The organism is [Borrelia] finlandensis (assembly GCF_000181875.2).
GTDB lineage: Bacteria > Spirochaetota > Spirochaetia > Borreliales > Borreliaceae > Borreliella > Borreliella finlandensis.
Map to the genome: position 1 here is coordinate 108,009 of NZ_ABJZ02000002.1, position 15,541 is coordinate 123,549.

A 15,541-nucleotide genomic window follows, 5' to 3' on the forward strand; every position below is an offset into this window, starting at 1 on the left:
AATGGAAATAAGATATTTAAGATATATTTTTTACTCATTTATGATTTTCATTTTCATTTTTTTAATTTATTACATTTTATCATATTTTAAATCTTTTTCTAGTTCTTATTTAAAGGCGGGTCCAACAGAAGTTGATTTGCTTTTACTCTGGGATAAAAAAGAATATAAAGAAATAATAGATTATGCTGAGAATGATATTAAAAATCATAGATTTGATTTTAATTTGAATTTACTTTTGGGATTTTCATATTTTTATTATTCTTTAATAGTAAATGAAGGGTATTTAAAAGGAGAATTTTTAGATAAATCCATAGAAAGACTAAGATTTTTAATTTCTATAAATGATGGAGTCTCCATAAGCCCTTTGTATTACATATTGGGAAAGGCATATTCTCATAAAGGAGAGTTTTATAGTGAGCTTGCTGTAAAATTTTTAAAGAAGGCCTTAAATGCTGATAATTTTGATTTCATGAACATTAGAGAAGATATTTTTGAATATTTGGGATATTCGTATCAGCTTTTAAGAGATTACAAATCTAGTTTGAAGTTTTTTGAAAAAGCTTTTAATGAAAATAAATCCGATTTAGTACTTTGGAGTTTAGCTTATGTTAATTATAAGTTGAATGATATAAACAAAAGCATTGAGTATATAAAAAAAATAATAGAAGAAGAGAAAAGAAAATTATCAAAGGGTGAAAAAACGGATGAAAATTTAATTCAAAAGGTATATTTGCTTTATGGAGACATTCTATTAGATAAAGGCGATTATGACAGTGCTTTTAATTACTATAATAAAGTTCTAGAAATTAATAGTTCAAATTCTAGCGTTTATGTTAAAATAGGAGATATATATAGGAAGAAAGATAAAGATTATCCTAAAGCTAGAAAATACTGGAGAGAAGCTCTCAATCTTAATCCTTATTTAGAAGCAGCAAGAGAGAGACTTGGAATTACTTTGGAAGACTTTTAGGGAGGTTGTTTTGAATTTGTTTAAGTCTTTTTTAATAGATATTGGCATTGATCTTGGAACATGTAATACATTGGTTTATATTAAAGATTATGGCGTGGTTATGAGCGAGCCTTCTGTTGTTGCAATAGATATAACCAAAGGTAATAAAGTTGTTGCGGTTGGTAGAAATGCTAAAAAAATGCTTTGGAAAACTCCAGAAAATATTAAAGCTGTACGCCCACTTAGAGATGGAGTTATTGCTGACATTGAGAATACAGAGAAGATGATTAAGTATTTTATTAATCAAATTTTTTCTCGTAAAAAATTGTTTTTTAAGCCAAGAATGGTAATAGGTGTTCCCACCTGTATTACAGAGGTTGAGCGAAGAGCTGTAAAAGAGAGCGCAATGAATGCTGGTGCAAGAGAAGTTAAAGTAATAGAAGAATCCCTTGCAGCTGCTATTGGATCTGATATTCCTATTTTTGAACCTACAGGTCACATGGTGTGTGATATTGGGGGTGGAACTACAGAAATATCTGTTATTTCTCTTGGTGGCATGGTTGTAAGTAGAGCAATTAGGACTGGTGGTGACGAATTTGATGAGAGCATAATAAAGTATATGAGAAATTCTCATAATATTATAATTGGTCAACAGACAGCAGAAAAATTGAAAATTAAGATAGGAAATGTATATCCCGATATTCAAAATTTAAGGGTAGAAAAAATAGACATTAAGGGTACAGATGCTGTAACTGGTCTTCCTAGAAAGCAACTTGTTGATTCTATGGAAGTAAGAGAGTCTTTGCAAGAACCTATAAATGTTGTTGTGGATGAAGTTAAGCGCACTCTTGGTGCAACTCCCCCAGAACTTGCTACAGACATTGTTGAGCGTGGCATCATTTTGACAGGGGGGGGGGCTCTTCTTAAGGGTTTAAATAGACTTCTTTCAAAAGAGACTGGAGTTCCTGTTTATGTTGCAGACAATCCGCTTCTCTCGGTAGCTGTTGGTGCCGGGTTATTTTATGATTATGCCAATAGAATAGATATTAGTAAGAATATTTACAGTTTTATCAATGAATAAGTTATGAATTTTCTTGTCAAATTCAAGAATTTTATCAAAGTACTTTTGGTATTGATAGTTTCTCTTGTTTTTATGATTTATGATTCAAGCAGCATTCAAAAGAGAAGATCAGATAATTTTTTGTTTTTTACTCTTAATTCTTATATTCAAAGCAGAATGCATGGGGTTTTTAGTTTTATTTCCAATGTTTTTAAAACTGTAAATGAATACAAAAATTACAAGGACAAGATAGAATTTTATAAAAAAAGGATACAACAGCTTGAAATAGTCACTCAGAATATACAGTCACTAAGGCAAGAGAATGTTCGTCTTAAAGAGCAATTAAATTTTTATTCGTCAAGCTCTAGCGATTTTATTTCGGCAGAGATTATATATCTAAACTATTCAAACATATCGACTTTAATGGCTATTAATAAAGGATTCAATGATGGGATAGAAAAGGATATGATAGCAGTTGCATATCAGGATGGATTTAGTGGGCTTGTAGGCAAAGTTGTAAAGGTTTATTCTAATACTGCTAAAATTTTGCCTTTAACTAATTATGAAAATTTTGTGTCCGCAAGGATTCAAAGTAGTAGGTTTATAGGCCTTATAGAAGGCAATGGTTATGGTAAAAAACTTGAAATGAATTACGTTAATAGACTTGCTGAAAAAGATTTAAAAATAGGGGATTCTATTGTTACTGCTGGATTTAGTGAATATCCAGTTGGTATTTATATTGGAAAGATTACAAATTTTCATATTCTTGATTACAATTCTCTTTTAAAAATAGAAGTAGAGCCAGCTATAGTTTTAGATAAGCTTGAGTATGTTTTTCTTGTTAAAAACAACAAAGAGATTGGTGAATAATGGCAACATTTTTTACATATTTTATTTCTAGCGCATTTTTAGGCAAAATTTTTCAACACTATTTTGCAACTTATTTTTATTTTTCAATAGATATTTTTTTAATTTTTCTAGTTTTTAATTCTTTGAATTTTATTTTTAATGTGGGATTATTATCTAGTATTTTATATGGTCTTCTTATGGATTATTTTACAGGATTGCCACTTGGATTTTTTGTTTTTGGGTATACGATAATATTTTATTTTAACAATAAAATAAAATTATTCATGCCCAAAAATATGCTTAGCATGACAATATTTTTTATTCTTTCAAAAGTTATATTATGGTTTTTAGCTATTGTGTTTTATGATTTTGTAGACTTAAAATCTTTTAATTATTCAATTTTCAACCTTGATCTTATTGTAAATATAATGTCTATTAACTTTTTATATCCAATTCAAAATTATTTTACTAGAAATTTTTATTCTTTTAAAGAGGATTATTAGTGGGTGTTATAACAAATTTTAGATACAAGTTCGGCATATTTTTTTTAATAGTAATTATGGTGCTTTATTTGGCGATTTTATTCCAAATGCAAATTGGTAAGCATTTGTTTTATGACAGAGAAGCTAATGTTTTTTTATCAAGATTGGAAAAAATCAATGCCTCAAGAGGTGAAATTTTGGATTCTAATTCCAATGTTTTGGCAAATAATTTAACCATGTTTATCTTAAAGATAAGCTTACAACAGTATTACAATATGCCTGCTGCTACTAGAATTGAGATGATAGATTTTTTATCAAGCACTCTAGATATTGATAAATCAATTATTTTGTCTAAACTTCAAGAGCCTGGTGGATACCTTAAAGATGTTGAAATAATTGAACTTACCCCAAAGATGCTTTTCAAAATTTCTGAAAAAAAGTTTTATTATCCTGCTCTTTTGTGGACCTATTCTTTTAAGCGTAACTATTTAGTTGACGATTCATATTCGCATTCAATCGGTTATGTTGGGCAAATAAATCAAAGAGAACTTAGAACGTTTTACAATGTTAGTGGATATGATAATACTTCTACGATTGGAAAGTTGGGCGTTGAACAAGTTTATGATAATTACATTAGAGGGCAAGAGGGATTAATAAAATACAAGGTAGATTCTAAGGAGAGAAGAATAGACGATGGTTCTATTATAAAAAATATGATGCCCGGTAATGATGTTGTGCTTAATATTAATAAAGATATTCAAGATCTTGCTAAGAATGCTTTAGGTAAAAGGTATGGTTCTGTTGTAGTATTAAAACCATCAACAGGCGCTGTTCTTGCTCTTCACAATTATCCTTATTATTCTATGAAAGATGTTTACAATAAAGATAATAAGGAAGATTACTCTTTTTTAAATAAAGCAATTCAATCTGTTTACCCGCCTGCGTCTATTTTTAAATTAGTTGTTGCTGCTGCCATTCTTGAAGAAAGAGTTATAGACAAAGATCGTAAAATTTATTGTCCTGGATATTTTAAAGTTGGAAATAGAATTTTTCATTGTTGGAAGCCCGGTGGTCATGGGTATGTTAATTTAGAAGAGGCAATTGCACATTCTTCTAATGTTTATTTTTATACACTTGGGCTTAAGTATCTTGGAGTTGATAGAATTAGAAAATATGCAAAAGAATTTGGGTTTGGAGAAAAAACAGGAATTGATTTGCCAAATGAAGTAGCTGGTCTTCTTCCTAGTCCTGAGTGGAAAGAAAAAACTTTTAATCAGCCTTGGGTAGGAGGAGATACTGTAAATTTTTCAATAGGTCAAGGATTTTTAAATGCTACTCCTATGCAGATTGTTAATATGGTTGCTATGATTGCAAATGAAGGTGTTGTATATAAACCTAGAATTGTAAATAAAATTTTAAAAGGTGGTACTAATAAAGTTGTTCTTGAAAATAAACCAGAAATATTAAGAAAGACAAATCTTATTAGTAAAAACACATTTAAACTTCTGAAAAAATATATGAGAAGTGTTATAACTTATGGTACAGCAAGATATGCAGTTCTTACCAAAGCTGTTAAGGTTGGAGGAAAAACAGGTACTGGTCAAACCGGTATAGATGGTTTTGAAAATAGTTCTTTTGTTGGACTTGCCCCTTATAACGGTTCAGCCGATAATCAAATTATTGTTTTTAGTTTGGTTGAGGCAAAAAGTAATGTGGATTGGTGGCCTGCAAAATCTACAGATTTAATAATGCAAGGCATTTTTGCAAATCAAAGTTATGAAGATATTCTTAAAGGTTATAGACCGTGGTATATTAGGTAGATTAATGGTTTTTAGAAAAAATTATGATTATTTGGCTTTGATAAGCTTACTTATAGTTTCTTTTGTTGGTATATTGTTGATTTATTCTAGCGATTATAATATTAGTGGATCTTTAACCAAGAATGAATATATAAAACAAACCCTTTGGGTAATTATTGGATTTTTTCTAATTTTTATAGTGGGCAAATATGATTTAAAATTTGTTTATAGCATGGTATATCCTTTATATTTTTTATTAATATTGGCTTTAATTTTTACTGCATTTTTTGGAATGACAGTAAATGGAGCAAGATCTTGGATTGGCATATGGAAACTTGGAGGTCAGCCTTCTGAATTTGGTAAAGTTATTATTGTTTTGACCCTTTCAAAATTTTATACTGAAAAAAAGGGTTATAATGAATTTTTTACCTTTATTACTGCATTTTTATTAATTTTTCCATCGGTAATTCTTATATTATTGCAACCCGATTTTGGTACAGCAATAGTATATTTAACCATTTTTATATTTATTTCTTTTTTTGCAGGAATAGATTTGCACTATGTTTTAGCATTTGCGTTGATAGGGTTTTTTTCTTTTGTTTTTGCAATTTTACCGGTTTGGTATGAGTATAAGGTGAATATGGGTAATGTATTTTATCTTATTTTCTCAAATCCTTTTTATTTTAGAGTAATAATGGGAGTGCTGCTTTTAATTCTTTTGATTTCTGTTTTAGGGTTTTTCATTTCTAAATATGGTTTGAGTATTAAAATAATTTATTTTTATGTATTTTTTGCAAGTTCTATTTTATTAGTTTCAATAGTGTTTTCAAAGGTTCTTTCAAAGTTAATGAAGACTTATCAGATTAAACGGTTTTTGGTATTCTTAGATCCGGCTATTGATGCTAAGGGTGCTGGTTGGAATTTAAATCAGGTTAAAATAGCAATTGGTTCTGGCGGTCTTTTGGGTAAAGGATTTTTAAAGGGACCTTATACCCACGCTAATTATGTGCCATCTCAAAGCACAGATTTTATTTTTTCTATTCTTGCCGAAGAGTTTGGGTTTTTGGGTGTTAGCACTATTTTAATATTATTTTTTTTCCTTTTTTTTAAATTTTTGATAATAATGAATAAAAGTCAAGATAGATATATGGCCTTAGTAATATCTGGAATTTTGGGACTTTTATTTTTTCATACCTCTTTTAATGTTGGAATGTCTTTAGGAGTTCTTCCTATTACTGGGATTCCTTTTCCTTTTCTTTCTTATGGAGGTTCTTCTACTATTACATTTTTTTTAGCAATGTCTTTTTATTTTAATATTGAATCAATAGTTGCTATGGATTGAGAATTTATTTTCAGGTTTTTGTTTTCTTATCTCTATTTTTTTAGAAAATTTTTTTGTATATTTTAATTTAGTAATTATAAATATTTGAGGTGCGTATTTTTGCGTAAAAGTGATGAGTGTGAATTTTAATTTTTTAATAAAAAGCGAAAGGCGAAAGGTATTGTTGTGAGCAAAGATTTAGATAAAGAAGATATTCTTTACAAAAAAAGACACTCAATAGCTCATGTTATGGCAGAAGCTGTTCTTGATTTATTTCCAAATACCAAGATTGCAATAGGTCCTCCTATTAAAGATGGTTTTTATTATGATTTTGAATTTAAAAAGCAGATTACAGAAGATTCTCTTTTAGACATAGAAAATAGAATGAGAGAAATTTTAAAGACCGGAAGTTCTTTTGAAAAAGAGATAATAAGCGTAGAACAGGCTCTTGAAATTTTTAAAGATGAACCTTATAAGATTGATTTGATTAAAAATTTTGATTTACAAAATGAAGTTTCTATTTACAAGAGTCACAATTTTGTCGATCTTTGTAGAGGTCCTCATGTTGAGAATATGAATAAAATTGATCCAAAGGCATTTAAGCTTACTAGTATTGCTGGGGCTTATTGGCGGGGCAGTGAAAAAAACCCAATGCTTACCAGAATTTATGGAACCTTATGGAATAATGAAAAAGAACTGAGATCTTATCTTAATTTGAGAGAGGAAATAAAAAAAAGAGATCATAGAAAGCTTGGAAAAGAGCTTGATTTATTTTCTATTCATGAAGAGATTGGGCCAGGACTTGTTTTTTTTCATCCCAATGGTGCCAAAATAAGAGCTTTAATAGAAGATTTTTGGAGAGAAGAGCACTCTAAAAATGGGTATGATATTCTTTTTACTCCTCATGTTGGTAAATCTTGGCTTTGGCAAACTTCTGGTCATTTAGACTTTTATAAGGATAGCATGTTTGCAAAAATCGAAATGGATAAAAGTGATTATTATCTTAAACCCATGAATTGTCCTTTTCATATTGCAATTTACAATACAGGTAAGCATTCTTATAGAGATTTGCCATTTAGATGGGCCGAGCTTGGCACTGTGTATCGTTATGAAAAGATAGGCGCTTTGCATGGTATGATGAGAGCCAGAGGGTTTACCCAGGATGATGCTCATATTATATGCACCCATTCTCAAGTTTTAGATGAGATTAAAGAAGTTCTTAGGTTTGCTATTTATATGTGGAGTAAATTTGGCTTTAGCAATCTAAAGGCATATCTTTCTACAAAGCCTGACAAATCTGTTGGCAATGATTCTGATTGGGAAATGTCTTTAAAAGTTCTTGAAGAGACTTTAAGCGATTTTGAAGTTCCTTATGAAATTGATAAGGGGGGAGGTGCTTTTTATGGGCCTAAAATTGATCTTAAGATAGTTGATTCGCTTGAGAGAGAGTGGCAGATGAGTACAATTCAATTTGATTTTAATCTCCCTGAAAGGTTTAATATGACTTATACCGCTGAGGATGGTAAAGAAAAAAGACCATTTATGATTCATAGAGCTTTGTTAGGATCTATTGAAAGATTTTTTGGAATTCTTGTAGAGCATTATGGTGGTGCGTTTCCTTTATGGTTATCTCCTGTTCAAGTAGTAATCATTCCTGTTAACAATATTGTCGAAGATTATGCTATTAAGGTTTTTAATAAATTTAAAAATGAGGGGATTAGAATAAAGCTTGATAATAGTTCCTCAAGAATGAATGCTAAAATTAGAGAATATCAGGCTAAAAAAATACCTTATATGTTTATAATTGGTGAGAGAGAAGCAACAGAAGAGAGAATATCTATTAGAACAAGAACAAATGAGCAAATAAATGGAATTAAACTTGATGAAGCTCTTAAATTTATTTTATTTAAAATAAGAGATAAGGAGATTTGATAAATTGAATAATTTAATCAAGGTCATTACCCCTAATAAAATAACATTAGCTAGAATTGCACTTTCCTTTATCATATTGATTTTATTTTTTTTGGAAAATGTATTTTTTTCGTATTTGTTTTTTGGAATTATTTGGTTTTTAATTATTTTTAATGAATTTACTGATTTTATTGATGGTTATCTTGCAAGAAGATATGGTCTTGTTAGCAATGTAGGTAAAATTTTAGATCCTTATGCGGATGTTTTGCAACATTTAACATATTTTGTTTTTTTCTTTTACAAAGGTATAACCCCTTATTATTTTTTTGTAATATTTATTTATCGTGAAATTTCTATTGGGTTTGTTAGGAATTTAATTATTCAGTTTAATGTAGTTCAACAAGCAAATTTTTTGGGGAAATTAAAGTCACTTCTTTATGCTGTTTGCACTTTTGCAAGCCTTTTATTTTATACTTTAAATCAACTGAACTTTACAGAGCCCGTTCAAAATTTTATTAGTTACATTTTAACTTTTGAATTTAAATTTTTATTTATTGTTCAAATTACATATGTTTGTGCTGCTTTTTTTGCAATTTTATCATTTTTAGAATATGTGTTAATATTTTTGAATGTAAAAAAATATGAAAATAAATAAGACATTCATTTTGCTATTTTTATTGACAAAATTTTCTTTTATTCAAGCTCAAGCAAATCAAATATTAACAGAAATTAGTCCTTTAAGTATTTTAAGCAAAAATGGGAAAGGAAGTGTTTACTTAAAAGTTAGCAAATCTTCTGATTATATTTTAACCTTAGATAAGAGTTCAAATTCCGATTTTGTTTTTAGAATTTATGATATTTCTAATAAAAAATATATAACTGATAAAGTAAAAAGAAGAGATTTTAAAATAAGATTAGATAAAAATTCTCTTTATGCAATAATATATGTTGGTACTAAAAATGAAAACATTAAGTTTTCGCTTACAGATTTAGATTTTTCAATTTTAAGTAGCGATTCCCTGAAAGCTAAAACATCTAAGATTGAAAAAGAAGATTTATTTTTTACTTTAAAAGATTTGCCTGTTTTAAATTTAACTGCCAAGCTTAAAAAATATGTATTAAGGATTTATAAAGGCAATATTTATATTGCTTATCAGTTAGAAAATAGCGATGATATTAAAGTTGCTGAATTTATTGAGGATGTTGGTTGGTTTAATCTTGATTCATCTGTTAATAGAAATATTACTAATATAGTTAATTTTGATTTTTCAATTAATTCCAAAGGAAATTTATATATTGCTTTTGTTACGAAATCGGGGGCTGATTTCGCCAGTGAGCTTGTAGTTAAAAAATTTAATAGTAGAAAATGGATTGATATTAGTCCTGGTCACATAGAAAATTTTGGATCTTTATTAAATATTAGCATTGATTTAAAAGATAGGTTGTATTTAGCGTATTTAAGGGAAATTAGGGGTGAATATAAAATTAATTTAATCTCGAATATGGGTTACGGAAGTATTTGGACCGATGTAATACATTCTTATTTAAGTAAAGGTGATTCTAATGTTAATTCATCAAACATTGGGTTAATATCTGAACCTTTTTTGGGCATTTTTTATAATTATAAGTCAAATAATGAGATTAAATCTGAATTTATTATAAACAATGAAAATGCTTGGGTAAATGCAAATATTCCTTCTGTTTATATGGCTAATTTTATTAAAGGCTTTTTTGATTCTAATTTTAATCAAATAATTATGAGTTTTGTTTCTGAAAATAGACCTATTGTAAACATTTGTCCTTTGAAAAGTAGTAGATGGATTAATATAAGCCCTAATGTTGAAATGGAAGGTTTAAGTACTGACATTGGGCTTTATAAAAATAATTTGTTTTTGGCTTTTGAAGACAATAATAATGTGAGATTAATTTATTTTAAGAATAAAAATTGGTATTTTTTAAATAAGCTTGAGAATTTTAAGAGTGATGTTAAAAGCCCTCAGATTGGAATTTATGGCAATCAAGGGCTTGTAATCTCTACTTTAAGCTCTAATTCCAATGAATTATTTTTTACTTTGATTTGCCAATGAAAGTAATTCAGAGTAAGGTCTAGTTTCGATGTTTTCTTTTAATCCAAATTGGTTGATTATGTTATCAATTTCTTTTTTTGCCAAGTCTATATCATTTTGATTGTTAATTATTTTTTCTATTTCTAAAAAAAACCCAAGATTTTTTATTTCGTTTATCTCTACATTTAAATTGTTAGTTTGATAAATTAAACTTTTTTTTATCTTTTTGTATAGCTTTTTAAATTTAAGCTCTTTTATAAGGGTTAAAAAATTATTAATACTATCTATTTTGAATTCTATCTCTTTATTAATTTCTACAGTATGGTTGTTGTCTAATATTTTTTTTTTAAATGTGACAATTTTTTCTAGAGTATTTAATTTTCTTATTCTTATAATTTTTTTTTGGTTTGAGTAATAGATATCAGTTTTTATTTCTTCTTTAATAAACTTAAATTTTTTATTTGCTAGCTTAATAATTCTTTTTAACTCTTTTGGAGGAATAAATGCTTTTGATTCTATTTCAAACATATATTAAAAATAATGTAATTATGATAATATTTCAATGTTAAAATATTGTGCTATATAAGATAAATTTTTAATAATTTAAACAACTTTTTGTATGATATGTTGAAATTTGAATTTAGCGACAGGTTTTTACTTTTTAGTTATTTTGTTTTAATTATGTTTATAGGCTCTCTTTTGTTGATGTTGCCTATTTCCTGGGAAGGTGATGGCAAATTAGCATACATTGATGCTCTTTTTACTGCTGTTTCTGCTGTAAGTATTACGGGCCTTACAACAGTTAAAATGGAAGGCTTTTCTACTTTTGGATTTATTTTGATAATGTTGCTGATCCAGCTTGGAGGACTTGGATTCATAAGTATTACCACTTTTTATTTGCTTATACCTAAAAAGAAAATGAATTTAACAGATGCAAGAATAATAAAGCAGTATTCCCTTTCAAATATAGAATATAATCCTATTAGAATTTTAAAAAGCATATTGTTTATAACTTTTTCAATTGAAATGATAGGTTTAATATTAATACTTATTTGTTTTAAACTTAGGGGAGCGAATATTTCATTCTTAGAGGCTTTATTTACGACAATTTCTGCTTTTTGCAATGCAGGTTTTTCTATGCATTCTGAGAGTATTTATGCATGGCGAGATGTTCCTGAAGCTATAGTTGTGGTCTCTATTTTAATAATTTGTGGTGGGCTTGGGTTTATGGTTTATAGAGATGTAAATAATACTATTAAAAACAAAAAAAAACTATCGCTTCATGCCAAAATAGTTTTTTCTTTAAGTTTCTTTTTAATTATAATTGGTGCAATTTTATTTTTTTTTACAGAGATGCATAAATTAAAAGCTGGTTATTCAATGAGTACTTTAATATTTAATTCAATTTTTTATTCGATTAGTACCAGAACAGCTGGCTTTAATTATCTTGATAATTCTTTAATAAGTGGAAGAACTCAAATAATTTCTCTACCATTCATGTTTATTGGTGGTGCACCCGGATCAACTGCAGGAGGGATTAAGATTACAACATTTTTTTTAATTGTATTAGCTGTTGTTAAAAATCAAAACGGCAATGGATATATTATTGGTTCTTACAAGGTTTCAATAGATAGTATAAGATTTGCACTTTTATTTTTTGCAAGAGCTATTTTTATTTTAAGTTTTTCTTTTTTCATGCTTCTTTTTTTTGAGGGAGGATCTGGCAATTGGAAGGTTATTGATTTAGGTTATGAAGTATTTTCTGCTTTTGGAACGGTTGGTCTTTCAGTTGGAGTAACTCAGGATTTGTCATTTTGGGGGAAAGTCATTATAATTTTTACTATGTTTGCAGGGCGAATAGGGCTTTTTTCAATGGCTGTTTTTGTTTCAAGAAAGTCACGTTTTGAAGAATTTACAAGGCCAAGGCAAGATATTTTGGTTGGTTGAAGCATATGAAAACATTTGTTATTATTGGACTTAGTAATTTAGGCATTCATCTACTTGAAGATTTAAGCAGGCTTGATTGTCAAATTATTATTATAGATACATCTAAAGAGCTTATTGAAGAATATGATGTGATATCTACAGAAAGCTTTGTTGTTGAGCAATTCACTAAAAATGCTTTGAAAAGAATAATTCCAGTAGATACAGACGCTGTTGTTATTGATTTTGATGATGATCTTGGCAAAAGTGCTCTTGTTACTCACTATTGTAATCTTTTAGGTTTGAAAGAAATATGTGTTAAGACAGAAAATAGAGATGATGCTGAAATATTAAAAACTCTTGGGGCAACAAAAATTATATTTCCAAGTAAAGATGCTGCAAAAAGATTAACTCCATTATTAGTATCTCCGAATCTTTCAACTTATAATATTATTGGGTATGATATTATTGTTGCTGAAACTGTTATTCCCAAGGAATATGTTGGTAAAACTCTTTTTGAAGCCGATCTTAGAAGAGAATGTGGGATTACAGTTATTGCTGTTAGAAATTTAAGTAATTCTAGGTATGAATTTGTTGATGGCGATTATTTTTTTTTAAAAGATGATAAAATTGTAATTTGTGGTAAACCAGATAGCATTGAAAATTTTACAAATAATAAAGATTTAATTAAAGATTTAATTTCAGGCTCTAAAGAGGATGAAAATTTAAATAAAGATGCTGAGAAAAAATCGAGATTTTTAGGGATTTTTAATTTTATGAAAATTTTTCAAAAAGATCGTAAGGATAATTAGGATTTAAGAATGACTAAAATTATTCCTGTAGCAAGTGGCAAAGGTGGTGTTGGAAAAACATCTTTTGTTGCAAATGTTGGTTATAAGCTTTCTAGTTTAGGTAAAACTGTAATACTTGTTGACCTTGATCTTGGTGGCTCTAATCTACATACGTGTTTGGGGGTTAAAAATAAGGGTGTGGGCATTGGTTCTTTTATTAATAAAAAGAGTAAAAGTTTTTCAGATTTAGTATGCAAAACATCTTATGATAAACTTTATCTTATTCCAGGTGATGCTCTTTATACGGGAACAGCTAATCTTCCTTTTTCTATTAAGAAAAAGATTATAGAATCTATTCAAAAAGATCTTATTGCCGATTTTATTTTTTTAGATTTGGGATCTGGAACTTCTTATAATACAATAGATTTCTATTTGGCATCTTACAGCGGTGTAATTGTTACAATCCCAGAAACCCCCTCCATACTTAATGCTTATTCTTTTTTAAAGAATGCTCTTTATCGTCTTTTATATTTAGGATTTCCGCAAAAAAGCCCCGAACGGGATTATATTGGTAATTTTTTTAAAGATAAGATTGAAGGGACAAACCTTGGATTTAAAGATTTGGTTGTTGGGATTGAGCTTATTTCTTTGAGCTCTTCTTTGAAAGTTAAGAGGATGATGAATAATTTTTATCCTAGAGTGGTGCTAAATAGAATAGAAACTAGTGAAGAGATTGCTATGTGTGAAAATTTGATTAATGTTGTTAAGAATAATATTAATATACCAATAGAGTTTATAGGTTTTGTGCCTTTTGCAAAAAGTTTCAGAGAGGCTATTAATAATAGAGTTCCATTTATTGATTTTGAGAAAAATTCAAAGTTGAATAAATATTTTGAATTCATAGCTGGTAATTTAATTAAATCTCCTATTGAAGGGTCTCCTTATATTTACGATGACATATACGATATGATTAAAGATCAAAGTCGATTTATTAGAAAATAATTAGGCTATAATTCTATAAAGGAGTATTTGGTGTATAGAATTAAAAATGAAAATTTAGATTTTAAAATAGATAGCTTGGGAGAATGCAAGCAAAACAATCCTTTGATTGATTTTTATGCTAGTGAAGGTTATTCCCATTTTGTTAATGAAAAAAATAAAATCAAGTTTAGTGTATATAGAAATGAGGATAAGGGAGATAGGTATGAAGATGTTCTTTTAGAAAAAGCTGGGCCTAGAGAAAAAATTTATTTTGTGCCCAGGCATGTTAAAGCTGCTATTACTACTTGTGGTGGGCTTTGTCCTGGCTTTAACGATGTTATTCGCTCTATTGTGCGAACTTTATGGAAAATATATGGGGTTCGCAATATTTATGGAGTAAAATTTGGATATCAAGGGCTTCTTCCTGAGTCAAATTCACCTTTTATTAATCTTAATCCAGATGTTGTTGATGATATTAATAAATTTGGAGGCACTATTCTTGGTTCTTCAAGGGGCGGTATTAAGCCTGTGGAAATAGTTGATACTTTAGAGAGAATGAACATTAATATGATTTTTAACATTGGCGGAGATGGTACTCAAAAGGGGTCTCTTCTTATTGCTGAGGAGATAGAAAAAAGAAATTTAAAAATAGCAGTTGTGGGCATTCCTAAAACTGTAGACAATGATTTTATGTTTGTTCAAAAATCTTTTGGATTTGAGACTGCCGTAGAACAAGCCGTTGCAGCTGTTGCTGGTGCTCATTTTGAAGCTAATAGCGCTTATAATGGCATTGGGCTTGTTAAAGTTATGGGACGGGATTCTGGCTTTATTGCTGCTCATACCGCGCTTTCTTCTAATGATGTTAATTTTTGTTTAATTCCAGAACTTGATTTTGACATAGAAGGTCCTAATGGATTTCTTGTTCATCTTGAAAGACGACTTTTAGAGAAAGAAAGCTTAGAAGAGATTCCCCATGCAGTAATATTGATAGCAGAAGGAGCAGGTCAAAAATATTTTGATCATTTTCCTAAGAAGAAAGACGATTCCGGGAATTTGCTTTATGAGGATATTGGGCTTTATATTAAAGATAAAATTACAGAATATTTTAAAGCAAAAAATATACAATTTACTCTTAAATACATTGATCCCAGCTATATTATTAGAAGTTCACCTGCTAATGCCAGTGATTCGCTTTATTGTGCTAGGCTTGGTTCGAATGCTGTGCACGCTGCAATGGCTGGTAAGACAAAAATGTTGATTAGTTTATGGAGTACAAAATTTGTGCATATACCGATTAAGATGGCAGTAATTGATAGAAATAAGGTCAATCCAAATGGTTCTTTTTGGAGAGATGTTCTTTCAAGTACGGGGCAACCAATTAGCATGAAGAATTAATTTAATTCTTCATG

Annotated in this window: 14 protein-coding genes; 13 read left to right on the forward strand and 1 reads right to left on the reverse strand. The window is 28.8% G+C overall.

Annotated elements, in window-relative coordinates; all coding sequences use genetic code 11:
• Position 1 precedes the first annotated feature (1 nt).
• The 9 genes from BSV1_RS00800 to BSV1_RS00840 all read left to right on the forward strand — a co-directional run bounded on the left by BSV1_RS00800 (position 2) and on the right by BSV1_RS00840 (position 10,458).
• Complete coding sequence (locus tag BSV1_RS00800; protein WP_002656871.1) at positions 2 to 970, forward strand: tetratricopeptide repeat protein; 969 nt, start codon at positions 2 to 4, stop codon at positions 968 to 970.
• Between the two features lie 10 nt (positions 971 to 980).
• The gene (locus tag BSV1_RS00805) at positions 981 to 2,030 is read left to right on the forward strand and encodes a rod shape-determining protein (RefSeq protein WP_002557301.1); all 1,050 of its coding nucleotides are present in this window, start codon (positions 981 to 983) and stop codon (positions 2,028 to 2,030) included.
• A gap of 3 nt (positions 2,031 to 2,033) precedes the next feature.
• Complete coding sequence (gene mreC / locus BSV1_RS00810; RefSeq protein WP_002657455.1) at positions 2,034 to 2,879, forward strand: rod shape-determining protein MreC; 846 nt, start codon at positions 2,034 to 2,036, stop codon at positions 2,877 to 2,879.
• Positions 2,879 to 3,361, forward strand: a complete 483-nt coding sequence (gene mreD, locus BSV1_RS00815) for a rod shape-determining protein MreD (RefSeq protein WP_008882249.1) — start codon at positions 2,879 to 2,881, stop codon at positions 3,359 to 3,361. The genes mreC and mreD overlap by 1 nt, the downstream gene beginning before the upstream one ends.
• A complete protein-coding gene (gene mrdA, locus BSV1_RS00820; protein WP_008882242.1) occupies positions 3,361 to 5,160 on the forward strand; it encodes a penicillin-binding protein 2 in 1,800 nt (599 codons plus the stop codon). Before mreD ends, mrdA begins: the two co-directional genes overlap by 1 nt.
• 4 nt (positions 5,161 to 5,164) lie before the next feature.
• Positions 5,165 to 6,481 carry a rod shape-determining protein RodA gene (gene rodA / locus BSV1_RS00825; RefSeq protein WP_008882187.1) on the forward strand — a complete coding sequence of 439 codons (1,317 nt, stop codon included), beginning with the start codon at positions 5,165 to 5,167 and terminating at the stop codon, positions 6,479 to 6,481.
• Positions 6,482 to 6,646: 165 nt separating this feature from the next.
• Positions 6,647 to 8,392, forward strand: a complete 1,746-nt coding sequence (gene thrS / locus BSV1_RS00830; RefSeq protein ID WP_008882264.1) for a threonine--tRNA ligase — start codon at positions 6,647 to 6,649, stop codon at positions 8,390 to 8,392.
• Between the two features lie 4 nt (positions 8,393 to 8,396).
• Entirely contained in the window at positions 8,397 to 9,026 is a 630-nt protein-coding gene (gene pgsA, locus BSV1_RS00835) for a CDP-diacylglycerol--glycerol-3-phosphate 3-phosphatidyltransferase (protein WP_008882268.1), read from the forward strand.
• The gene (locus BSV1_RS00840) at positions 9,013 to 10,458 is read left to right on the forward strand and encodes a hypothetical protein (RefSeq protein ID WP_039949395.1); all 1,446 of its coding nucleotides are present in this window, start codon (positions 9,013 to 9,015) and stop codon (positions 10,456 to 10,458) included. The genes pgsA and BSV1_RS00840 overlap by 14 nt, the downstream gene beginning before the upstream one ends.
• Here the strand turns inward: BSV1_RS00840 and cyaB are convergent.
• Entirely contained in the window at positions 10,432 to 10,965 is a 534-nt protein-coding gene (gene cyaB, locus BSV1_RS00845) for a class IV adenylate cyclase (RefSeq protein WP_002665721.1), read from the reverse strand. The two genes, BSV1_RS00840 and cyaB, sit on opposite strands and share 27 nt — an antisense overlap.
• Positions 10,966 to 11,061: 96 nt before the next feature.
• On the opposite strand from cyaB, the gene BSV1_RS00850 reads away from it, so the two are divergent.
• From BSV1_RS00850 to BSV1_RS00865, 4 genes are read left to right on the forward strand one after another with little or no spacing between them, the layout of a single operon-like run.
• Positions 11,062 to 12,384, forward strand: a complete 1,323-nt coding sequence (locus BSV1_RS00850) for a TrkH family potassium uptake protein (protein ID WP_008882253.1) — start codon at positions 11,062 to 11,064, stop codon at positions 12,382 to 12,384.
• 5 nt (positions 12,385 to 12,389) lie between these two features.
• Complete coding sequence (locus tag BSV1_RS00855) at positions 12,390 to 13,172, forward strand: potassium channel family protein (RefSeq protein ID WP_008882162.1); 783 nt, start codon at positions 12,390 to 12,392, stop codon at positions 13,170 to 13,172.
• A gap of 9 nt (positions 13,173 to 13,181) precedes the next feature.
• The gene (locus BSV1_RS00860) at positions 13,182 to 14,153 is read left to right on the forward strand and encodes a MinD/ParA family protein (RefSeq protein WP_002557312.1); all 972 of its coding nucleotides are present in this window, start codon (positions 13,182 to 13,184) and stop codon (positions 14,151 to 14,153) included.
• A 30-nt stretch (positions 14,154 to 14,183) separates the two neighbouring features.
• A complete protein-coding gene (locus BSV1_RS00865; RefSeq protein WP_008882210.1) occupies positions 14,184 to 15,527 on the forward strand; it encodes an ATP-dependent 6-phosphofructokinase in 1,344 nt (447 codons plus the stop codon).
• Positions 15,528 to 15,541 lie beyond the last annotated feature (14 nt).